21 protein-coding genes are annotated in these 22,156 nt (G+C 66.4%); 8 read left to right on the forward strand and 13 right to left on the reverse strand.

Annotation, left to right across the window (positions count from 1 at the left end; all coding sequences use genetic code 11):
- Positions 1–155 precede the first annotated feature (155 nt).
- From J5M67_RS03355 to J5M67_RS03380, 6 genes are all read right to left on the reverse strand, one after another.
- Entirely contained in the window at positions 156–1,004 is an 849-nt protein-coding gene (locus tag J5M67_RS03355; RefSeq protein ID WP_207883274.1) for a shikimate dehydrogenase, read from the reverse strand.
- A 5-nt stretch (positions 1,005–1,009) separates the two neighbouring features.
- Complete coding sequence (gene aroQ / locus J5M67_RS03360) at positions 1,010–1,450, reverse strand: type II 3-dehydroquinate dehydratase (protein WP_207883276.1); 441 nt, start codon at positions 1,448–1,450, stop codon at positions 1,010–1,012.
- A 444-nt stretch (positions 1,451–1,894) separates the two neighbouring features.
- Positions 1,895–3,301: a dihydrolipoyl dehydrogenase gene (gene lpdA / locus J5M67_RS03365; protein WP_207883278.1), complete on the reverse strand. Its 1,407-nt coding sequence runs from the start codon at positions 3,299–3,301 to the stop codon at positions 1,895–1,897.
- 14 nt (positions 3,302–3,315) lie between these two features.
- Entirely contained in the window at positions 3,316–4,599 is a 1,284-nt protein-coding gene (locus J5M67_RS03370; protein WP_207883280.1) for a dihydrolipoamide acetyltransferase family protein, read from the reverse strand.
- Positions 4,600–5,652 (reverse strand): alpha-ketoacid dehydrogenase subunit beta, encoded by a 1,053-nt coding sequence (locus tag J5M67_RS03375; RefSeq protein WP_207883282.1) that lies wholly within the window; start codon positions 5,650–5,652, stop codon positions 4,600–4,602.
- Positions 5,649–6,881, reverse strand: a complete 1,233-nt coding sequence (locus tag J5M67_RS03380; RefSeq protein WP_207883284.1) for a 3-methyl-2-oxobutanoate dehydrogenase (2-methylpropanoyl-transferring) subunit alpha — start codon at positions 6,879–6,881, stop codon at positions 5,649–5,651. Before J5M67_RS03380 ends, J5M67_RS03375 begins: the two co-directional genes overlap by 4 nt.
- Before the next feature lie 272 nt (positions 6,882–7,153).
- Between J5M67_RS03380 and J5M67_RS03385 the strand changes: the two genes are divergently transcribed.
- The 6 genes from J5M67_RS03385 to J5M67_RS03410 all read left to right on the forward strand — a co-directional run bounded on the left by J5M67_RS03385 (position 7,154) and on the right by J5M67_RS03410 (position 14,703).
- Positions 7,154–7,615: an Lrp/AsnC family transcriptional regulator gene (locus J5M67_RS03385; RefSeq protein WP_207883286.1), complete on the forward strand. Its 462-nt coding sequence runs from the start codon at positions 7,154–7,156 to the stop codon at positions 7,613–7,615.
- A gap of 537 nt (positions 7,616–8,152) precedes the next feature.
- Positions 8,153–8,395, forward strand: a complete 243-nt coding sequence (locus J5M67_RS03390) for a DUF2790 domain-containing protein (protein WP_207883288.1) — start codon at positions 8,153–8,155, stop codon at positions 8,393–8,395.
- Positions 8,396–8,673: 278 nt separating this feature from the next.
- Positions 8,674–9,933: a cytosine permease gene (codB, locus tag J5M67_RS03395; RefSeq protein WP_207883290.1), complete on the forward strand. Its 1,260-nt coding sequence runs from the start codon at positions 8,674–8,676 to the stop codon at positions 9,931–9,933.
- Entirely contained in the window at positions 9,930–11,141 is a 1,212-nt protein-coding gene (locus tag J5M67_RS03400; protein ID WP_207883292.1) for a PucR family transcriptional regulator, read from the forward strand. Before codB ends, J5M67_RS03400 begins: the two co-directional genes overlap by 4 nt.
- 21 nt (positions 11,142–11,162) lie before the next feature.
- Complete coding sequence (gene codA / locus J5M67_RS03405) at positions 11,163–12,404, forward strand: cytosine deaminase (RefSeq protein ID WP_207883295.1); 1,242 nt, start codon at positions 11,163–11,165, stop codon at positions 12,402–12,404.
- Between the two features lie 334 nt (positions 12,405–12,738).
- Positions 12,739–14,703 (forward strand): DEAD/DEAH box helicase, encoded by a 1,965-nt coding sequence (locus J5M67_RS03410; RefSeq protein ID WP_207883297.1) that lies wholly within the window; start codon positions 12,739–12,741, stop codon positions 14,701–14,703.
- Positions 14,704–14,706: 3 nt separating this feature from the next.
- Here the strand turns inward: J5M67_RS03410 and J5M67_RS03415 are convergent, their stop codons facing one another.
- Positions 14,707–15,048: an FKBP-type peptidyl-prolyl cis-trans isomerase gene (locus J5M67_RS03415; protein WP_207883299.1), complete on the reverse strand. Its 342-nt coding sequence runs from the start codon at positions 15,046–15,048 to the stop codon at positions 14,707–14,709.
- Between the two features lie 98 nt (positions 15,049–15,146).
- On the reverse strand, positions 15,147–16,061 hold the full coding sequence (gene gcvA / locus J5M67_RS03420) for a transcriptional regulator GcvA (protein ID WP_207883301.1): 915 nt from the start codon (positions 16,059–16,061) through the stop codon (positions 15,147–15,149).
- Positions 16,062–16,170: 109 nt separating this feature from the next.
- Between gcvA and J5M67_RS03425 the strand changes: the two genes are divergently transcribed.
- On the forward strand, positions 16,171–16,986 hold the full coding sequence (locus J5M67_RS03425; protein WP_207883303.1) for an aminotransferase class IV family protein: 816 nt from the start codon (positions 16,171–16,173) through the stop codon (positions 16,984–16,986).
- Positions 16,987–17,074: 88 nt separating this feature from the next.
- Here the strand turns inward: J5M67_RS03425 and J5M67_RS03430 are convergent, their stop codons facing one another.
- A complete protein-coding gene (locus J5M67_RS03430; RefSeq protein ID WP_207883305.1) occupies positions 17,075–17,851 on the reverse strand; it encodes an NAD(P)H-dependent oxidoreductase in 777 nt (258 codons plus the stop codon).
- Between the two features lie 89 nt (positions 17,852–17,940).
- On the opposite strand from J5M67_RS03430, the gene J5M67_RS03435 reads away from it, so the two are divergent.
- Complete coding sequence (locus J5M67_RS03435) at positions 17,941–18,834, forward strand: LysR family transcriptional regulator (protein ID WP_207883307.1); 894 nt, start codon at positions 17,941–17,943, stop codon at positions 18,832–18,834.
- A gap of 64 nt (positions 18,835–18,898) precedes the next feature.
- Here the strand turns inward: J5M67_RS03435 and J5M67_RS03440 are convergent, their stop codons facing one another.
- From J5M67_RS03440 to J5M67_RS03455, 4 genes are all read right to left on the reverse strand, one after another.
- Positions 18,899–19,348, reverse strand: a complete 450-nt coding sequence (locus tag J5M67_RS03440; protein WP_207883309.1) for an isoprenylcysteine carboxylmethyltransferase family protein — start codon at positions 19,346–19,348, stop codon at positions 18,899–18,901.
- Between the two features lie 216 nt (positions 19,349–19,564).
- Positions 19,565–19,735, reverse strand: a complete 171-nt coding sequence (locus tag J5M67_RS03445; protein ID WP_207883311.1) for a hypothetical protein — start codon at positions 19,733–19,735, stop codon at positions 19,565–19,567.
- Between the two features lie 76 nt (positions 19,736–19,811).
- Positions 19,812–20,942 (reverse strand): LuxR C-terminal-related transcriptional regulator, encoded by a 1,131-nt coding sequence (locus J5M67_RS03450; RefSeq protein WP_207883313.1) that lies wholly within the window; start codon positions 20,940–20,942, stop codon positions 19,812–19,814.
- Between the two features lie 101 nt (positions 20,943–21,043).
- Positions 21,044–22,093: a Rieske 2Fe-2S domain-containing protein gene (locus J5M67_RS03455; RefSeq protein WP_207883315.1), complete on the reverse strand. Its 1,050-nt coding sequence runs from the start codon at positions 22,091–22,093 to the stop codon at positions 21,044–21,046.
- Positions 22,094–22,156: the final 63 nt, after the last annotated feature.

Raw genomic sequence — 22,156 nt, forward strand, 5'->3', positions numbered from 1 at the left:
GACTGTTCGCGAGCAAGCTCGCTCCTACAGGTTCCGCACGATGTGGGACCTGGCGTAGGAGCGGACTCTGTCCGCGATCGACTCATCGCCGCTCCGGTCGACCAAGAGGCTGGGCCAATCAATCGCGGACGGAGTCCGCTCCTACGCTCCCTGGGTCACATGGCCGCGAAATGCGCCAGCATCCGTTCGGCGTTCGCCTCCACGCCACTGAACAACTCGAACGCCTTCACCGCCTGGAACACCGCCATGTTGCCGCCATCCAGCGTGCGGCAGCCGAGGCTGCGGGCGTGCCTGAGCAGCTCGGTCTCCAGCGGGAAATAGATGATCTCCGCCACCCACAGGCGCGGGTGCAGCAGCTCCAGCGGCAGCGGCGCGCCGGGCAGCTTGGCCATGCCCACCGGGGTGGTATTCACCAGCCCGTCCGCCTCGGCGACCGCGCCGGCAAGATCATGACCGACCCGCGCCCGCTGGCCGCCAAAATGCGCGTTGAGGTTGTCCACCAGCGCCTGTGCGCGGGCCGCATCCACCTCGAAGATCGTCAGCTGCTGCACGCCTTCGCTGAGCAGCGCGTGGGCCACCGCAGCACCCGCGCCGCCCGCACCCAATTGCACCACACGCTCGCGCGGCGCATCGGCGAGATTGCGCCGGAAACCTTCGGCAAAGCCCAGGCAGTCGGTGTTGTGACCGATACGCTTGCCGTCTCGCAATACAACGGTGTTCACCGCGCCGATGCCGCGCGCCTCGTCGGACAGCTCGTCCAGCAGCGGAATCACTGCCTGCTTGCAGGGGAAGGTGATGTTCAGCCCGGTGTAGCCCATGCGCTCGGCGGAGGCCAGCAGGTCGGGCAGGGCGCCGGCGTCGACGCCCAGCGCGTCCAGGTCGATCAGCCGGTACAGGTAGCGCAGGCCCTGGGCGTCGCCCTCGCGTTCGTGCATGGCCGGGGTGCGCGAGGCCTGGATGCCGGCACCGATCAGGCCGGCCAGTACGGTGCGTTGTTCGCTCATGGCGCTCACCCTTTCAGGATTTTGGAGAAATGCCGGATGCCGGCGCGATAACCGTCGCTGCCCAGCCCGGCGATGACGCCGACGGCGATGGCGGAAACGAAGGAGTGGTGCCGGAATTCCTCGCGTGCGTGCACATTGGACAGATGCACCTCGATGACCGGCAGTTCCACGGCGGCAAGCGCATCGCGGATGGCCACCGAGGTGTGGGTCCAGGCCGCCGGGTTGATCAGGATGCCGGCGCAGCGGCCGCGTGCCTGGTGGATCCAGTCGATCAGCTGGCCTTCGTGGTTGGTCTGCCGGAAGTCGATCTCCAGGCCGTGCTCGGCGCCGGTGCGCTCGCAGAGCGCGGCGATGTCGTCGAGGGTTTCGTGGCCGTAGGTGGTCGGCTCGCGGGTGCCCAGCAGATTGAGATTGGGGCCGTTGAGCACGAGGAGGGTGTGAGGCATGAGGGTGGGAGGCTCCGTTGTTATAGGGCCGCGATAAAAGGCCTGTGGGAGCAAAATGTACCAAATGGTTAATTTGGTCAATACGGCGCAGATCGACGGGTTCGGTCGCGAAATTTCGGGCTAATGACGGCGAAGTGTTGGTAATGGCGGCGATCTTCTGAAGGTGCGCGGGCGGTCGCAGACGAAAGCAGAACGACAATCCGTGCGGTGATCGACCACGGATCGTAGGAGCGGACTCCGTCCGCGATCGGTTCGACGCGGCAGAGGTCCTCAAGGCGGACTTTGTCCGCCTATCGCGGGCATGGCCCGCTCCTACAGGGACGAACGGTGCGGGCTCTTGTAGGAGCGGCGGGGGCGCCTAGCCCGTGCCCGCGATCCGACCCACGCAAAACCACACGGCAAAAAAAGACCCGCCATTCGGCGGGTCAGCGAGGGGACGTCGGATCAGATGTGCAGGGCATGCCCCAGCGCGCGCAGCGCCGCTTCCTGCACCGCCTCGCCCAGGGTCGGGTGGGCGTGGATGGTGCCGGCGATGTCTTCCAGGCAGGCGTTCATCTCCAGCGACTGCACGAAGGCGGTGGACAGCTCGGAAACCGCCTTGCCCACGGCCTGCCAGCCGAGGATCAGGTGGTTGTCCTTGCGTGCCACCACGCGGACGAAGCCGTCATTGGATTCCAGGGTCATGGCGCGGCCGTTGGCGGCGAACGGGAAGGTTGCCGTCAGCACCTCATGGCCGGCGGCTTTCGCCTGCTCCGGCGAGAGGCCGACCACCACCACTTCCGGATCGGTGAAGCACACCGCCGGGATCGCCGTGGGGGTGAAGGCGCGGCGCTTGCCGGCGATGATCTCGGCGACCATCTCGCCCTGGGCCATGGCGCGGTGGGCCAGCATGGGCTCGCCGGCGATGTCGCCGATGGCCCAGACATTGCGCATGGACGTCTTGCACTGCTCGTCGATCTTCACCGCGCGGCCGTTCATGTCCAGGCTCAGGCTTTCCAGGTTCCAGCCCGTGGCATTGGGTTGGCGGCCGACGGCGACCAGCACCTGGTCGGTCTCGATCACCCGTTGCGAGCCGGCGCCGTCCTGCACGCGCAGGCCTTTGCCGTCCGGCTCCAGGCCCATCACGCTGTGGCCCAGGTACAGCTCGATGCCCAGCTTGCGCAGGGCGTTGGCCACCGGCTTGGTCAGTTCCTCGTCATAGGTCGGCAGGATGCGCGGCTGCGCTTCCACCACCGTGACTTCCACGCCGAGCTTGCGGTACGCGGTGCCCAGTTCCAGGCCGATGTAGCCGCCGCCCACCACCGCCAGGCGCTTGGGCAGTGCCTTGGGCGCCAGGGCTTCGGTGGATGAGATGACGTTGCCGCCGACCGGCAGGAAGGGCAGTTCCACGGACCTGGAACCCGCCGCCAGCAGCAGGTGCTCGGTGTGGATGTGCTGGGTGCCTCCTTCGGTGAGGTCGACCTCGACGGTCTTGCCGTCGACGATCTTCGCCCAGCCGTGGACCACGGTGACGCCGTGTTTCTTCAGCAGTGCGGCGACGCCGGTGGTCAGGCGGTCGACGATGCCGTCCTTCCATTCCACGGTGCGCTGGATGTCGATGCTCGGCGCCTGCACGCTGATGCCCAGCGGCGACTTGCCGGCGAACTCGCGGGCTTTCAAATATTCCTCGGCGGCGTGGATCAGCGCCTTGGAGGGGATGCAGCCGATGTTCAGGCAGGTGCCGCCGAGAGAGGCGCCTTCCACCAGCACGGTGCGGATGCCCAGTTGGCCGGCGCGGATCGCCGCGACATAGCCGCCGGGGCCGCCACCGATCACCAGCAGGGTGGTTTCGAGAGTCTGGTTCTGTTTCACGGTTAGGCTCTCCGTCAGTCGATGAACAGGGTGGCGGGATGTTCGAGCAGGGCACGCACGGCCTGGATGAAGGCCGCCGCGTCCATGCCGTCGACCACCCGGTGATCGAAGGACGAGGACAGGTTCATCATCTTGCGCACCACGACCTGCCCGTTGACCACCATGGGCCGCTCGACCATGCGGTTGACTCCGACGATGGCCACTTCCGGATGGTTGATCACCGGCGTGCTGACGATGCCGCCGAGCGCGCCGAGGCTGCTCAGGGTGATGGTCGAGCCGGAGAGTTCCTCGCGGCTGGCCTTGCCGTGTCGCGCCGCTTCAGCCAGGCGTGCCACTTCCGCGGCGTTGCCCCACAGGTCGCGGGATTCGGCGTTGCGCAGCACCGGCACCATCAGGCCGGCGTCGCTCTGGGTGGCGACGCCCAGGTGCACCGCGCCGTAGCGGGTGATCACGTCGGCCTCGTCGTCATAGCGCGCATTGAGCTGCGGGAAGTCGCGCAGGGCGACGACCAGGGCGCGGGCAATGAACGGCAGCAGGGTGAGCTTGCCGCGCGCGGCGGCGTGCTTGGCGTTGAGGTGGACGCGCAGGGCTTCCAGGTCGGTGACGTCGATTTCCTCGACGTAGCTGAAGTGCGGGATGCGCCGCTTGGCCTCGGCCATCTTCTTCGCGATCATGCGGCGCAGGCCGATCACCGGGATCTGGTGCTCGTCGTGGCGCGCGGCATAGCCGGAGGCGATGGTGGCGCCGCCGTGCTCCAGGTAGTGCTCCAGGTCCTCGTGGGAAATGCGCCCGGCCGGGCCGCTGCCCTGCACAAACTGCAGCTCCACGCCCAGGTCGCGGGCGCGCTGGCGCACCGCCGGGGAGGCCAGCGGCTTCTCGCCCGGTGCACGGCGCGGAGCCGGCGTCGGGGCAGGGCGGCTGGCCGGGGCGACCGGCTTGCTCTCGGCGCGGGGCGCGGGTTTGGGCGCTTCGGCGACCGGTGCCGGCTTGGCGGCCGGCTGGGCCGGTGCTTCTTCAGGGGCCTTGGGCTGCGCGGCCTCCTTGAGGTTGCCCTGGCCTTCCACTTCCAGGCGGATCAGCTCGCCGCCCACGGCCATCACCTGGCCCGGAACGCCGCCCAGGGCGAGGATCTTGCCGGCCACGGGGGAGGGAATCTCCACCGTCGCCTTGTCAGTCATGACTTCCGCCAGCAGCTGGTCCTCATGGACCTCATCGCCGACCTGGACGTGCCACTCCACCAGCTCGACTTCGGCGATGCCTTCGCCGATGTCCGGCATCTTGATGATGTGAGTGCCCATTCAGACCTCCATGGCGCGTTTGAAGGCCGCGCCGACGCGCGCCGGCCCGGGGAAGTAGTCCCATTCCTGGGCGTGCGGGTAGGGGGTGTCCCAGCCGGTCACGCGTGCGATGGGGGCTTCGAGGTGGTGGAAGCAGTTTTCCTGGACCAGCGACATCAGCTCGGCGCCGTAGCCGCAGGTGCGGGTGGCCTCGTGGACGATGACGCAGCGGCCGGTCTTCTTCACCGACTCGACTATGGTGTCCAGGTCCAGCGGCCAGAGGCTGCGCAGGTCGATGATCTCGGCATCGATGCCGGTCTCCTCGGCGGCGGTCTGGGCCACGTAGACGGTAGTGCCGTAGGTCAGCACGGTCAGTTCGGAGCCGGGGCGGGCGATGGCGGCCTTGTCCAGCGGCACGCTGTAGTAGCCTTCCGGCACCTGGCTGGCCGGGTGCTTGGACCAGGGCGTCACCGGGCGGTCGTGGTGGCCGTCGAACGGACCGTTATACAGGCGCTTGGGTTCGAGGAAGATCACCGGGTCGTCGTTCTCGATGCAGGCGATCAGCAGGCCCTTGGCGTCGTACGGGTTGGACGGCATGACGGTACGCAGGCCGCAGACCTGGGTGAACATCGCCTCCGGGCTCTGGCTGTGGGTCTGCCCGCCGTAGATGCCGCCGCCGCAGGGCATGCGCACCACCATCGGCACGGTGAAGTCGTTCACCGAGCGGTAGCGGATGCGCGCCGCCTCGGACACCAGCTGGTCGGTGGCCGGGTAGACGTAGTCGGCGAACTGGATTTCCACCACCGGGCGCAGGCCGTAGGCGCCCATGCCGACGGCGGCGCCGATGATGCCGCTCTCGGAAATCGGCGCGTCGAACACCCGCGAGGTGCCGTATTTCTTCTGCAGGCCTTCGGTGCAGCGGAACACGCCGCCGAAGTAGCCCACGTCCTGGCCGAACACCACCACGTTGTCGTCACGTTCGAGCATCACGTCCATGGCCGAGCGCAGGGCCTGGATCATGGTCATGCTGGTGACGGCCTGGGCGTTCTCGTGTTGCTGGTTCACGGCATTCATACCCCGAGCTCCTGGCGCTGCCGGCGCAGGTGTTCCGGCAGGTCCTTGTAGACGTCGTCGAACAGGTTGGCGGCGCTGAACACGTGGCCGTCCACGAGCGAACCGTGGCGTTCGGCCTGTTTCTGCGCGGCGATCACTTCGGCTTCCAGTTCCTTCTGCAGCGCTTCCTGCTGCTCGTCGGACCAGATGCCGAGCACGATCAGGTGCTGCTTCAGGCGGGCGATCGGGTCGCCCAGGGGGAAGTTGGTCCAGTCGTCGGCCGGGCGGTACTTGGACGGGTCGTCCGACGTGGAGTGCGGGCCCGCGCGGTAGGTGACCCACTCGATCAGGCTCGGGCCGTGACCACGGCGGGCGCGTTCGGCGGCCCACTGCGAGGCGGCGTAGACGGCGAGGAAGTCGTTGCCGTCAACCCGCAGCGAGGCGATGCCGCAACCCACGCCACGGTTGGCGAAGGTGGTGCCTTCACCGCCGGCGATGGCCTGGAAGGTGGAGATCGCCCACTGGTTGTTGACCACGTTGAGGATCACCGGTGCGCGGTACACGTGGGCGAAGGTTAGGGCGGTGTGGAAGTCGGATTCGGCGGTGGCGCCGTCGCCGATCCAGGCGGACGAGATCTTGGTGTCGCCCTTGATCGCCGAGGCCATGCCCCAGCCGACGGCCTGGATGAACTGGGTGGCGAGGTTGCCGGAAATCGAGAAGAAACCCTTCTCGCGGCTGGAGTACATGATCGGCAGCTGGCGGCCCTTGAGCGGGTCCTGCTCGTTGGAGAGCAGCTGGCAGATCATGTCCTTGAGCGGGTAGTCGCGGGTGATCAGGATGCCTTGCTGACGGTAGGTCGGGAAGGTCATGTCGCCGTCGCGCAGGGCCATGGTGTGGGCGGTGGCGATGGCTTCCTCACCCAGGCACTGCATGTAGAAGGACATCTTCTTCTGGCGCTGGGCGGTGAGCATGCGCGCATCGAAGATGCGCGTCTTGAGCATCAGGCGCATGCCGCGCAGCAGCTGCTCGTGGCTCAGGTCCGGGGTCCAGGGGCCGACGGCGTTGCCCTGGTCGTCGAGCACGCGCACCAGGCTGAAGGCGAGGTCGGTGGTCTGCGCGGGTTCGACGTCGATGGCGGGCTTGCGCACCTCGCCGGCGGGCGACAGGTGCAGGTAGGAGAAGTCGGTCTTGCAGCCCGGGCGTCCGGTGGGTTCGGGGACGTGCAGGCGGAGCGGAGCGTAGTCGGTCATGGCGGGTCTCCAGTTGTGATCGTGGGTGTGGATCAGCGAACGGAAGAGGCCATGCCTGGCGGGCGCACCCGGCCGGGTAAGGCTACGGTGCGGGTGCCGCGCGGGGTCGCGTGGCGGGTGGTGACATCACTCATGGTGAGGTCCTCGGTTGTTGTAGTTGTGGTTTCAGTATAGGTGTGACCGATTGGTTTTTTGCTCCAAATTGACTAGTTCCGAGCTTACGGATTAGTGTGTTTGCACCATAAAAACAACCACTTGTAGTACCAAGCAAAATGGCTGATCTAGACCGCACCGACCTGAAAATCCTCCGCGCCCTGGCCGACGATGGCCGCCTGTCCTGGCGCGATCTCGCGCAGAAGATCGGCCTGTCGCTCACCCCGACCCTGCGCCGGGTGCGCCGGCTGGAGGATGAGCACTACATCCAGGGCTATTTCGCCCGGCTGGACGAGGAACGCCTGTCCGGCGGCATGAGCGTGTTCGTCTCGGTGTCCCTGGAAAAACAGACCGGCGATTACCTCGCGCGGTTCGAGGAACGCATCGTCCAGGCTCCCCAGGTGATGAGCTGCTTCCAGATGACCGGGGATGCGGATTACGTGCTGCGGGTGGTGGTGAAGGACCTGTCGGCGTATCAGCTGTTCCTGACCAATACGCTGACGCAGATTCCGGGGGTGGCGGGGATCAAGTCGGCGTTTGCGTTGAAGTCGGTGATGTTGCGGTCGGCGCCGCCGATCTAGCCGGAAGCCATGGCGCGGCGTCGGGCCTTTCGCGGATAAGATCCGCTCCTACGAAAGCAGCGCCGGATTCCACCTGTAGGAGAGACGGGGCGTCTAGCCCTTGTCCGAGAATCCGTCCGGCCCATTGCGAGCCCTCTGGCTGACTGTAAGAGCAACAGCCTTCTTGGAGACTCGTGCCAGCGCATGCCCTCACCCCAACCCTCTCCCCGAGGGAGAGGGGGCAGATCGTGCCGGCTGATGTCGCGGTTTCATCCTGCACTGAACGGTCCCCTCTCCCCTTGGGAGAGGGTTAGGGTGAGGGCCGACCCGAGCGCAGGAGTTTCCCTGTAGGAGAGACGGGGGCGCCTAGCCCTTGTCCGCGAATCCTTCCGGTCCATCGCGGGCCTTCCGGCTGAGCGCAGGACAAGCCGACATTGTTGCGTAACCTGAAGAAAATCCATTGCCGAAGCCGCTCTGTGTCCCGAGCGGCACTTCGACTAGATTTAATGGCTGTGGGCCACGATCGACGCGACCCGCGTGATCCCCGAGGTGCCTGCCATGAAATCCACTCTTTCCCTTCTGTTCGCCGTCCCCGCCGTGCTGCTTTCCCTCTCTGCTTTCGCCGATGAAGCGCCGGTCTACCAGTACGGCATGCCGCTGGACGTGGCCAAGGTGCTGCGCATCGAGCAGCCCAACGAACTCTGCGAAGTCAGCCTGGCCACCATGACCTATCTGGACTCCCACGGGCAGGTCCATTCCGTGCGCTACCTGCGCCAGACCGAGAAGTGCAGTGACGTCTGAGGCCGTTTCCGCCGGTGGTGAGTCCCGCTCAACGGTAGGAACTCAAGTCAGGGTTTCGTCAGTTTTGGTGCGAAAAAGCTGCAACGTGCCCCGAAAATCCGCACAATGCACATTTGAGCTATCTTGAAACGCCGTTAAACCCACCGGAAGTGTGCATTGTGAACAGTTCACAATGTTCGACATGCTCAAAATTTCCGCGTCGTTCCTGATTGGCTTTTCCGGCCCGCTATTTGCGTTGGCCGGGAGTCCTCAACCAATCCTCGCGGAGATCCCGCTGTATGAGTTCCCCCAGTGAATTCCCCCTGAGCGCGACGCCCAGGGAAGGGCGCAAGGGCCTGCTGCCCATCGCCATGGTCCTGTTCAGCTTCACCTTCTTCACCGGCACCATGTTCGCCGGCGGCAAGATCGGTATGGCCTTCGACTTCGTCGACATGCTCTGGGTCGCCTTCATCGGCAACGTACTGCTCGCCCTCTACGCCGCCGCCCTGGGCCTGATCGCCTCGCGCAGCGGCCTGAACACCGTGCTGATGGGCCGCTTCTGCTTCGGCGAGCGCGGCAGCAAGCTGTCCGACTTCCTCCTCGGCTTCGCCGAACTGGGCTGGTACGCCTGGGGCACCGCCACCGTGGCCATTGTGCTGGTGAAGATGCTGGCGCTGCCGGCGTGGCTGAACATCCCGCTGATGGTGGTGTTCGGCCTGCTGTTCTCGATCACCGCGATCATCGGCTTCAAGGGCCTGGATATCATGTCCCGCGTGTCGGTGCCGCTGATGTTCATCCTGCTGGTGGCATCGATGGTCATCGCTACCACTCATGCTGGAGGCTGGAGCGGCCTGCTGGCGAAGGAGCCGAGCCAGACCCTGACCTTCTCCGCCGCCGTCACCATGGTCTTCGGCACCTTCGCCAGCGGCGCGACCCAGGCCACCAACTGGACCCGCATGGCCCGCAGCGGGCGCATCGCGGTGATCGCGAGCGTTGTCGCCTTCCTCATCGGCAACGGCCTGATGATCGTCGCCGGCGCCTGGTGCGCCATCGTCTACCAGAACGCCGACATCGTCGAAGTGATGGTGCTGCAGGGCCTGTCCTTCGCGGCGGTGATCATGCTCTGCCTGAACCTGTGGACCATCCAGGGCCCGACCATCTACAACGTCTCCGCCGCCGCCTGCCACCTGGTGCGCAGCGAGCGTCGCCGCAGCATGACCCTGCTGGCCGCCGGCATCGGCATCATCCTCGCCATCGGCGGCATGTACGAATGGCTGATCCCGTTCCTGGTGCTGCTGGGCTCGATCATCCCGCCGCTGGGGGGCGTGATCATGGCGGACTACTGGTACCGCAACCGCGGCGAATACCCGGTGCTGGTAGGCAGCCACATCCCGGCGTTCAACGTCACTGGCCTTGCGTCCTATGCGGTCGGCGCAGGCCTGGCCTACGCCTCGCCGTGGATCGCGCCGCTGGTGGGCATCGCCGCGTCGGCCCTCTGCTACATCGTCCTCACCGAAGTCACCCGCGCCCGCGTGCCGGTGACCGAGCCGCGCGCTTGAGCCTGAGCGTCGAGGAAATCCTCCGCCTGCCGGGGCTGGAAAGCCTCGCGCTGCGGGCCGGCGCGCGCAACGTTCACCGCAGCGTGCGCTGGTCCTACGTGGCGGAGAACGTCGGCATCGCCGACTGGGTGATGGGCGGCGAGCTGGTGTTCGTCACCGGCATCAACCACAGCCGTGACGAAGCCAACCTGCTGCAGCTAGTGCGCGAAGGCGTTGCCAGCGGCATCGCCGGCATCGTCATCCTCACCGGCGACGAGTTCATCCAGCGCATACCGCCCTCCGTGGTGCAGCTCGCCGAAGCGGAAGGCCTGCCACTGATCGAGCAGCCCTACGCGCTTAAGATGGTCATCGTCACCCACCTGATCGGCACGGCGCTGGTGCAGATGACCCAGGTGAAGACCTCGCGCCGCGACATCCTCGGCCAGCTGCTCAGCGGCGATTACCCGAGCCTGGAGATCGTCCGCCGCCGCGCCCGGCATCTGGAGCTGCCGCTGGAGATTCCGCGCCGCCTGGTCGCGCTGCGGCTGTCCGGCGTCGACCGGCTGTTCCAGCAGCAGGAACCGGAGGAGGCCGAGCGCGTGCTGCAGCTGACCCGCCAGCGCCTGCTCGACCATCTGGAGAACTGGCAGCAGGAACGCCCCGACCGCCTGCCGGTGGTGATCCAGGGCGACCTGTTCGTCCTCCTGCTGGCAGATGTCGAGCGAGCTGAGCTGCACGCCCTGGCCGCCGAACTGCAACAGGAGTTGGCGCCGTTGCGCGCCTATCTCGGTTTGTCCGCCCGCGCCCATTCGTGCGCGGAGTTCCCCCGCGCGCTGCTCGAAGCCCGTCAGGCGCTGGACGTCGCCGAAGGTATGCAGGCGCCCGCCGGCTTCTGCGACTACCGTGAGCTGGGCGTGCTGCGCCTGCTGCGGGCGATCCCGGATCGCGCGGTGGTCGAGCAGTTCATGAAGGACACCCTCGGCCCGCTCACCGAGCCGGGCCGCAAGCAGCCGCACCTGCTGATCGAGACGCTCGATGCGCTCGTCCAGGAGAACGGCAATGCGCTCAAGGCGGCCCAGCGCCTGGGCATCCACCGCAACACCCTGAACCAGCGGATCGCGCGCATCGAGGCCTTGAGCGGCCAGTCCCTGGACGACGCGCAATTCCGCCTGAATACCTCCGTGGCGCTGCTCATCTGGCGCATGTCCACTGCGCCGCGCCACGAATAGCCTGAAGAGGAAGAAAGAGCCATGAAGATCATCAACGCCTCGCTGCGCAAGCAGGCCGGCCTGTTCACCCTCCGCTGCGAAGGCGACGTCATCGCCGAAGTCGTGCAGCAAGCCGGCACCGTGGCCGCCAGCGGTGACGACATCGACGCCTGTGGCAACCTGGCCATCGCCCCGCTGGTGGAACCGCACATCCACCTCGACGCCACCCTGACCGCCGGCGAGCCGGAATGGAACATGAGCGGCACGCTGTTCGAGGGCATCGAGCGCTGGGCCCAGCGCAAGGAAACCATCACGCACGAAGACACCAAGTCCCGCGCCCACACCACCATTCGCATGCTGGCCGCCCATGGCATCCAGCACGTGCGGACCCACGTCGACGTGACCGATCCGACCCTGGCCGCGCTCAAGGCCATGGTGGAGGTTCGTGAAGAGGCGCGGCACCTGGTGGACCTGCAGATCGTCGCCTTCCCGCAGGAGGGCATCGAGTCCTACGAGGGCGGCCGCGAGCTGATGGAAGAGGCGATCCGCCTGGGCGCGGACGTGGTCGGCGGCATCCCGCACTTCGAAAACACCCGCGAGCAGGGCGTCAGCTCGATCAGGTTCCTGATGGACCTGGCCGAGCGCACCGGCTGCCTGGTGGACGTGCACTGCGACGAGACGGACGACCCGAACTCGCGCTTCCTCGAAGTGCTCGCCGAGGAAGCCCGCGTGCGCGGCATGGGCGGCCGTGTCACCGCCAGCCACACCACGGCCATGGGCTCCTACGACAATGCCTACTGCTCTAAGCTGTTCCGCCTGCTCAAGCGCTCGGGCATCAACTTCGTCTCTTGCCCGACCGAGAGCATCCACCTGCAGGGCCGCTTCGACACCTTCCCGAAACGCCGGGGCGTGACCCGCGTGGCCGAGCTCGACCGCGCCGGCATGAACGTCTGCTTCGGCCAGGATTCGATCAAGGATCCGTGGTACCCGCTGGGCAACGGCAACATCCTGCGCGTGCTGGATGCCGGCCTGCACATCTGCCACATGATGGGCTTCGACGACCTGCAGCGCGCGCTGGACCTGGTCACCGACAACAGCGCCCGCGCGCTGAACCTGGGTGCGCGCTACGGCATCGCCGCCGGCCGTCCGGCCAATCTGCTGGTACTCGGGGTGGAGAGCGACTACGAAGCTGTGCGCCAGCAGACCAAGGCGCTGTATTCGATCCGCAATGGCCGCGTGCTGATGAAGCGCGAGCCGGAGAGGGTGGAGCTGGTCGAGGGCTGATCGCTTCGCCCTCCGCAGAGCGCCGGATTATCTGGTAGGAGCGGGCCATGCCCGCGACCTGCATCGCACGGCTGCATGAGCTGAAACGGCGGAGCTGACCTGTAGGAGCGCCCCATGGGCGCGAATCGCGGGCATGGCCCGCTCCTACGGGGACGGTACGTCTTCCATCCGCGATCTGCGCCATCCCCTTCAGACTCGATACCCACGCACCGGGTGGACAATCCGGATCATTGTCATCCCGTTGCTGTCTACTGGCGTGTCATTGGGCCGCCGCTTGCCTGTCGTTGCCGAAAAGCGCTTATGATTCAAGGCTGTAACTGATCGGGTAGGGCCCATGGAGTCTGCTGTCGAACGCTACAAACGGCTGGTCGCCGAAGCCCTTGCGCGTTATTTCCCCCGTACCACCGAATACCTGCGCGCCGAGCGCGAAGCGGCGCAGCCGCAGCCCCGTGCGCGTGGCAAGGCGAAAGGCGCGACCAAGGCCCCTGCCAAACTCACCCCTAAAGCAAAGAAGGAAGGCGACGCGCCTGCACCCAAGCGCCCGCGAGCACCCTCCGCAGCCGGCATCTACGGCACGGCCAAGGCGCCCGATGAACAGCACGCCCTCGACATGCGCCAGCGCGTGGCCCAGGCCGCCGCCCACGGGGTTGTCAGCCTGCCGTCGGACGAGCAATGGGCGATGATCCTCGCGCCCGAACCGCTGACCCGCATCTTCGCCGGCGCCGGTTCCGGCAAGTCCACCACCCTGGTCCTGCGGGTGGTCTACATGCTCTGCCACCTGGGCATCGAGGCCGAGAAGGTGACGGTGATTTCCTTCACCAACGCCTCCTGCGCGCAACTGCGCGAGCAACTAGTGAAAGTGCTCGGCTACTGGGGCCATTCGTTCGACGCGGCGCAGGCGAGGCAGTGCGTGCGCACCTTCCACTCGGCCATGGGCACCCTGGCGAAAGTGGCGCTGAAGAACCCACGCTGGTTCGAGCAGCTCGATGAGCGCACCCCGGCTGACGAACTGGACAACCCCTTGCTCGCCGGCCGCCTGCGCCCGGCGCAGCAGCGCCTGCTCAAGCAGGTCTACCAGCAGTGCTATGCCGATCAGCCAGCGTTCCGCACCCTGGTGCATCAACTCCTCGAACTGCCGCCACCGCCCGAAGCCGGCGAAGACGGCAAGCCGCCCCGCATCGGCAAGGCGCCGCTGGATGCCTTCAAGCTGGCCGGCGAGTTCACCGCGCTGCCGCTGTTCGAAGCCTTCTACGCCCAGGCCGGATTCATCGAGAGCATCGGCCTGCGCATCGCTCAGCTGCAGCCGAAAAAACTCGCTTGCCCGCCCCGCGAGCGCCAGTTCATCGAAGCGCTGCAACTGTTCTGGGCGGCCTTCGACAGCGCGTTGCAGGAGCAGGGCCTGCTGACCTTCAACCTGGCCTTCCAGCGCCTCACCGACCAGCTTGGCGACGGCAAGCTGCCGGCCGAAGCACTGACCCCGTTCCAGCACCTGCTGATCGACGAGTTCCAGGATGTTTCGCCGCAGATCGTGCAATGGCTGCAGGCGCTGCACCGCGACCTCGCCAAGCGCGGCGAGGCGGTCAGCCTGATGGCCATCGGTGACGACTGGCAGTCCATCTATGCCTGGCGCGGCAGCTCGCCGGAGCTGTTCATGGACTTCGACCGGCACTTCCCCAGCAAGGGCCGGCGCAAGAGCCGCGTGCTGCTGCTGGAGACCAACTACCGCAGCATCGACCCGGTGATCCGCGACGGCGATCGGGTGCTGGCGGGCGTGGCGAACAAGCAGGCCAAGACCTGCCGCGCCTTCAAGTCGGCCGAGGCGGGGGACCACGGGGTGAAGCTGGTGCAGCGCTTCGACGCGCGCAACAACCTGCCGACCCTGCTGGAGGAAATCCGTAAGCAGTGCGAGCACGTCGCCGCGCGCGGTTCGCGGGAGAAGACCGCCGTGCTGCTGCTCAGCCGTCGCAATGAAACCCTGCAGACCATCCTCGGCGAGCTGGACCGCAAGCTGCCGGTGAAGGGCATGACCATCCACCGCGCCAAGGGCTTGCAGGCGGAAGTGGCGATGATCGTCGACGACTGCGCGCCGCCGGAGAAACACCCGCTGCGCAGCGCGCTGTACGCGGCCTCGGGCTTCTTCGCCAGCAGCTACGACCAGGCCCAGCAGGACGAACAACTGCGCCTGGCCTACGTGGCGATTACCCGTGGCGTGAGCCGGGTGCTCTGGTTCACCCGCAAGGCCCAGGGGCCGACGGCGATCCTGGCGATGCGGCGCAGCGTGGAAACGGTTCCCGCCTGAGGATCAGTCGTCGCGGGTAAGGACTTCCAGCAGCTCGATCTCGAACAGCAGGTTGGAGTTGGGCTGGATGTGCGCGCCGACCTGGCGCTCGCCATAGGCCAGGTGCGCGGGCACGAACAGCTTGCGCTTGCCGCCGACCTTCATGCCCATCAGGCCGATGTCCCAGCCCTTGATCACGCGACCGGTGCCGATCACGCACTGGAAGGGGCGGCCCTTGTCGTACGACGAGTCGAAGACGGTGCCGTCTTCCAGGGTGCCCTTGTACTGGGTGGTGATCAGGGCGCCCTTGACCACGGCCTTGCCGTCGCCGACGACGATATCTTCGATCTGCAGTTCGCTGCTCATGGCGTTCTCTCGTGATGGGTGGCGGCGCGGCGCCGCGAGGGCGTGGGTTTTCGCAGGAAAGCGCGTCAATGGCAAGTCGTATTGGCGCGCCCGGTCGATCAATGGCCGGCCATCTCTCCGAGAATCCAGTCGCGGAAGGCGATCACCCTTGGGTCGTCGGCGCTGGCCTGCGGGTAGACCAGGTTGTAGGCGTAGTTTTCGGCCACCGGCACGCCCAGTTCGAAGGGCTGCACCAGCAGTCCCTGTTCCAGCTCGCGGCTGACCAGGGCGCGGTCGGCCAGCCCGACGGCGCCGCCTTCCAGGACTGCCTGCACCACGTGGCTGGTGTCGTCGAAGGCCACGCAGTTGCTGGCGTCGAAGTCCTCCACGCCCGCCGTCGTCATCCAGCGCGCCCAGTCCGGCCAGGGCGCACCCTCGGTTTCGCAGTCCACGAAGCACAGGGTGTGGGCCAGCAGGTCTCGCGGCTCGCGCAGGGATGGCCCTTCCGTCAGCAGGCTCGGGCAGCACACCGGCACGATCAACGTATCGAACAGTCGCTCGGCCCGCAGGCCGGGGTAATGGCCGCTGCCGAAGCGGATGGCCAGGTCGATATCGTCCACGGCAAAGTCGCGCAGCTCGTCGCTGACGTCGAAGCTGAGTTTCAGCCCCGGATGCAGCGCGCGAAACGCCGGCAGGCGCGGCAGCAGCCAGTGGGTGGCGAAGCGAGCGGTCAGCGACACCCGTAATTGCTCGGCGCTGCGCGACAGGCGCCGGGCGCGAACGGTGGCGCGGCGCAGCAGGTCGAGGGACTCCGCCGCCGCTTCCAGCAGCAGCGCGCCGCCGGGCGTCAGCTGGATGCTGCGGCTGGTACGGGTGAAGAGGGTGAGGCCGAGCTGGTCCTCCAGCTCCTTGATCTGGTGGCTGACCGCCGCTGGCGTGAGGCCGACTTCCTCCGCCGCACGGGTGAAATTGAGGTGCCGGCCGGCCGCCTCGAAAGTGCGCAGCGAACGGATACCGGGGAATGGGCGGCTCATCTATCTTCAAATCCTGTTTGATGATCCATCGAGAATTACTCGTTTCTCCTGGTCTCGTCAAAATCAGATAGTGGATGCACTTGATGATTGGACAGAGGAAGCCAGCGCCATGTCAGCCGCCATCCACCCCTATATCACCCAGCGCAATGCCCAGCCGGCCAGCGCTGACGACCTCGCGCCCCTGGCCTTCGCCGGCTACGCGCACTTCACTGCCATGCAGGTACGTGACGGCGGCATTCGCGGCCTCGATCTGCACCTGGAGCGCCTGCGCAATGCCTCGCAGCGGCTGTTCGGCCAGAGCCATGCCGACGAGGAGATTCGCGAGGCCCTGCGTGCTGCTCTGGCGCAGGCCCCGGCCGATGTGTCGCTGCTGGCGACCGTCTATTCCCCCGCTGGCGAGTTCACCGTGGCCGGGCCAGAACATCACCCGGAACTGCTGGTGCGTACCGCGCCGCCGTCCGATGGTCCGCAGGGGCCGCTGTCGCTGGCCATCGCCGGGCACGAACGTGTGCTGCCGGAGATCAAGCACGTCGGCGAGATCGCCAAGACCTGGTACCTGCGCGAAGCGGTGGCCGCCGGTTTCGATGATGCGGTGTTCAGCGACCATCGCGGCCGGCTCAGCGAGGGCACTATCTGGAACCTGGCGTTCTGGGACGGCGAGACGGTGATCTGGCCGAAGGCGCGAATGCTGGGCGGTACTACCATGGGTATCCTGCGGCGCCAATTGGAGAAGCTCGGTGTGCGCCAGTCGGTGCAGTGCATCGACCGCCAGGACCTGCCGCGACTGACCGGCGCCGTGGTGATGAACTCCTGGACGCCGGCGGTGCCGGTGAACCGCATCGGCGAGGTGAAAATCCCGGCGGCGCCGGAATTCGTCGAGTTGCTGCGACGCGTCTTCGAGGCGGAGGCGCGTGTTCAGCCCTGAGGTTGGGGCGGTTCGCGAGCAAGCTCGCTCCTACCCAAAGCAGTGCTGCCTGATCCTGTAGGAGCGAGCTTGCTCGCGAACAGCGGCATCACTCCAGATGCGCAGCAAATCCATTGATGTGAGGGGCGATCTCCTCGCGCAGGGTCAGCGCGGGAATGTGGTAATCGCCGCCATTCTGCCGGCGGAACGGGATGGGCGCGGTGGCCTGAAGACTGTCCAGGCGCGCGCCCAGTTCCTGTTCGATCTGCGCATAACGCGCCTCATCGACGCGGCTGGTGCGGTACACCAGGTAAGGCGGCAGCACGTCGAAGCCGGGGTAGTGCAGCACGCCGTGGTGGATCGGGAACAGCAGGTCGTCGATCGGCCCGTTGATGCCGCGTGGGCTGTAGTGCGACTCCCAGCCGCCGGCGGTGACCACCAGCATGGCGCGCTTGCCGGCCAGGTTGCCCTCGCCGTAGCGGTCGCCCCAGCGCGCATCGGAATGCTCGCCGACGCCGTAGGCCAAGCCATAGGCATACACGCGCTCGACCCAGCCCTTGAGGATTGCCGGCATGGTGAACCACCAGAGTGGGAATTGCAGGATCAGCACGTCGGCCCAGTGCAGCTTTTCCTGCTCGGCGGCGATGTCCGTGCTCTGCCGGCCAGAGGCGTAGGCGCGCTTGGAATCCAGTGACGGATTGAAGCGCGCTTCCGGATCGCGGTCGAGGCTGTCGGCGGCATCCAGGGTGGCCTTCCAGTTCATCGCGTAGAGGTCCGAGACCTGCACGTCATGGCCGGCTGCCTGCAGGCGGCGCACGGCGAAATCCTTCAGCGAACCGTTGAGCGAGCGCGGCTCGGGGTGGGCATAGACGATCAGTACCTTCATGGCGGCTCTCCTGCGAGCGGTGGGATGGGCGCAGGATGCGATTCGCCGAGGTATAGTGGAAATGAATATCCAGTATCCCAGGTATATCAATGAATAATCTGCGCAGGCTCGACCTCAACCTGCTGGTGACCCTGGACGTGCTGCTCTCCGAGCACAACGTGACCCGCGCGGCGGAGCGGCTGAATTTCTCTCAGCCTTCGGTCAGCGTGCACCTGGCAAAGCTGCGCGACATCTTCAACGACCCGTTGCTGTTGCCCGGCCCACGCGGAATGCGGCCGACGGCGCGGGCAGAATCCCTGCGCGAGCCGCTGCGCATCGCGCTGGAGGCGCTGGAGCAGGCGGTGGCGCCGTCCGCACCCTTCGATCCGGCCCAGGCACAGAACACCTGGCGGATCGCCGCGACCGACTACGGCGAATCCACCATCCTGCTGCCGGCCTTGAACGCCATACGCAGCAGCGCACCGGGTACCCGCCTCGCGCTTCTGGAACTGGTGCCGTTCCGTATCGCCCGGCAGGCCGAGCAGGGCGAGATCGACCTGGCCTTCCACACCACCGAAGGCAGCCCGCCGGGCATGCGTCGCCGCACGCTGTTCACTGAGCGCTATCTGCTGGCCGGCCGCGCCGGGCACCCGAAGCTCAAGCGCAAGCCGACGCTGGCGCAGTTCTGCCAGTTGGAGCACGTGATGGTGTCGCCCGATGGCGGCGGTTTCAGCGGCGTGACCGACGAGACGCTGGCGGCGGTCGGCCTGAGTCGGCGCGTGGCGTTGTCGGTCCCGCACTTTCTCTTCGTCATCTCTGCGGTGGCAAGCAGCGACCTGGTGGCCATGGTGCCGGCGCGGCTGGTGCGGGATAACCCATTACTGCGGGTGGTGGAGGCACCAGTGGAGGTGCCGGGGTACGAGATGTCGATGCTCTGGGATGAGCGCTCGCACCGCGACCCGGCGCACCAATGGCTCAGGGAGCAGATTGCCGGGGCGGTGTGACGGTGTTCGACGGTAGGAGCGCGCCATGCGCGCGATCGCGGGCATGGCCCGCTCCTACAGGGTGCTAGACCCAGCGCCGCACCCGGCGGCAGTAGGCGTCGAAGTTCGCTCCGAAACGCTGCCGCAGCGCCTGCTCCTCAGGGACGATCTGGAAGCGGTTGATGTACAGCACGAAGGCAACCACTCCCAGCACGGCGGGCAGGGAGGCGAGGGCGATGCTCCAGGCCAGCAGCACGATGGCGAAGCCCAGGTACATCGGGTTGCGCGTGTGGCGGTAGATGCCGGCGACTACCAGCGAGGATGCGCTTTCCGGTTTCAGCGGATTGACGGTTGTGCGTGCACGGCGGAAGGACAGTACGCCGGCCAGGCATACCGCGATTCCGCCCAGCAGCACCAGTAGCGCCAGCCACAACCGGCCGCCGAATGGCGGCAGTGGGCGGGCTGGTAGCCACATCAATATGCCGAGAATTACCGCCACCAGGGGTGGGGGAATACGGTGTTCAAGCCAGTCCATGCTGCATCTCCGTGCTGTGCCAGGTCGCCCCGCGGCTGTCGGTGCGCGGTGGGTATAACGTTCGACGTTATACGCCGTTTCACCCTGGTCGCCGAGCACTTGGAAGCCAAGCGTGGAGCCGCGATTTCGGAGGCTCCAGGCTTGATCGTGGAGCCGGTAATGAGCTCGGTGTATCGGCGTACAACCGCGAACGGTTGTACGCCCTACGTCAGCGAATCAGGGTAGCTGGCGCAGGCAACTGCCGAGTATGCAGGGTGGGGTTGGCAGCTGGAGGGCGCTGCGGGCCGCTTGCAGCCGCGTCTCTTCGTAAGAGCACAGCATCAAGTGCGCGGTCAGCAGGCTGGCGCAGATGATGAGTGCGATCAGCAGCGGGATGAACCTGGACATGGCATCGGCCTCGTCGACTAACCCCATGCTTCGCACGGTAGTCCCGGAGGCGGGGCGGACAAATCGTCCGCTCGGACTAGCCAAGGGTGGCCACGCTGCGCAGGATCAGGCGCACCAGCATGGTCTGCCGGGTCACGCCCGTCTTGGAGAAGGTCGAACGCAGGTGGGCGCGCGCGGTGTTGCGGCTGATGCCCAGCTCGTCGGAGGCTTCGTCCAGGGTCAGGCCGTTGGCCAGCAGCATGGCCAGTTGTGCCTCGGCCGGGGTCAGGTCGAACAGCGCCTTGACGATTTCCTGCGGCGCGCGGGATTCCTGTTCCGGGTCGCTGACGAAGATCACCACCGAGGGGCAGTGCTTGCCTTCGTTCCACTCGCTCAGCGGTACCGAGCGCACGATGATGCCCAGGTCCGAGCGGCCGGAGGGGCGCTGCACGCGCATGGCTTCGACCACCGACGGGTGGGTGCTCTTCTGCGATTGCAGGGCCTGTTTCACCAGGCGGCGGAACTCCTGGCTGTCGCGCGGGGTGCCGACCTGCAGGGTGTCGCCGCTGATCTTCAGGCCATCCTTTTCGCTCAGCAGGTTCTCGGCGACCTGATTGGTCTGCAGGATCTTGCCGGTCTCGTCGAGGATGATGGTGCCGACCGCGAACTGATCCACCGCGCCGGCGTAGAGGTTGCGTTCGGTCTCGATGCGGTTGATCTGCGTGTGCAGCACCACCGAACGCTCGAGATGTGGCACGAAATAGGCCAGCAGGGCCTTGTCGTTTTCAGTGAAGCCCGGGGATTCGACCCCACGGCTGATGCGGATGCGGCACAGGGCGCCATCGCTGGTGCGGATGTCCGCGCCGAGGATGTGGAACACACCCACCGGTTCGAGGAAGTTGCGGTAGAACTCCGACGCCAGCCACTCCTCGCGGGAGACGAACTCGTCGAGGATCACCACCTGGCCGCTGGGCAGGTCGACGAACGGGTCGAGGTTGAAATAGTACTGGTTGTAGGACGCCACCACTTCGGCGGAACTGCCGTTGGTATTGACCATCAGCCCTTCGTTCTGGTCGCTGGGCGGACGCAGGATGAAGGTGGTGTACTTGCCGTCGAGGAACTGGTTGAGCTGGCTGAGGAAGGACTGCCACGGCGTGGGCTCCAGGGGGCCCTGATACAGATTGCCGAGCATTCCGCTGAACTGGTCGAGCGAAAGCGAGTGTGCCATTGGTGAACCATTTCTTATTTTTGTAGTACGAAAACGCCGACGAGATTAGTCAGCGTTTTCCGCAAAAGGCAATCCGTCCTTCAAGGCAGGGGACGGGTGGTTCAGGCCGGCTCGGCCTGCGCCGCGCACACGATGAAATCCTTGCGCTCGGACAGGTTCGCCGGCAGGTCGGCCACGTTGGTGTAGAACTGCTCGTACCACTTGCGCAGCTGGTATACCGGGCCGTCGCCATCGCACAGCAGCGGGTTGTCGACGCGGGTCTTGGTGTGCCAGATCGCCACGTCCTCGTAGAACGCCAGGCGCGCCTGTTCCACGTAGGCCTGGGCCATGGCGCGGTTTTCCTCGGCGGACAGCCCCGGCACCTTCTTCACCAGCACGCCGTAGCGCAGGGTGAAGCTGTTGTGGTCGATCGGCACGTGGCAGTTGAGCAGGATCGAATGGATCGGCTGGCCGCCCATGGCGCCGGTCATCTCGGTGATCTGGTAGGCCGGGCCGTAGTAGGTGGCCACGGTGGTCAGCTCGCTGTCGCCGGACAGGCGAGCGCTGCGGCCGCGCATGACCTGGGTGGCGGTGTGCGCCTCGAAGTGGTTGCTGAACTCGTCGATGGGTGCGCCGTGGACGCTCTTGAAGTGCGCCATGTCGGAGACGTTGTCCACCAGCTCGCGGCAGTTGGTGTCGATCTTGATATCGGCCATTTCCCATTCGGCCCACGCGTCGTCATAGCAGGCGTCGATGCGCGGGATGGCTTGTTCGGCGATCGGCGGGTTGCCTTCCGGGTCGTTCCAGACGAACAGCAGCTGGTTCTGTTCCATCACCGGCCACGACTTGATCTTCGCCCGCGGCGGAATGCGCTTGGCGTAGGGGATGTCGTCGCACACGCCGTCGGCGCCCCAGCGCCATTCGTGGAACGGGCAGCGCAGGCTGTTGCCTTCCACGCAGCCTTCGCTCAGGTCAGCGCCCATGTGCGGGCAATAGCCGTCGAGGATGTTCAGCTGGCCATCTTCGCCCTGGAACGCCACCAGGCGGGTGCCGAAGACATCCAGGCGGTGCGCCTTGCCATCGCGGTACTGGCTGGCCAGACCCAGGCAGTGCCAGCCGCGCGCGTAGCGGTCTTCGATGGGGCGGGCTTCGATTCGGTGCAGCGTGCTCATCTTGTTGTTCTCCCGTCGGGTGCCGCAGGCAGAGTGTGGGGGGCGGCAAGGGCCTGGTTGGAT

It is taken from the genome of Pseudomonas sp. 30_B, from assembly GCF_017491605.1.
Classification (GTDB): domain Bacteria; phylum Pseudomonadota; class Gammaproteobacteria; order Pseudomonadales; family Pseudomonadaceae; genus Pseudomonas.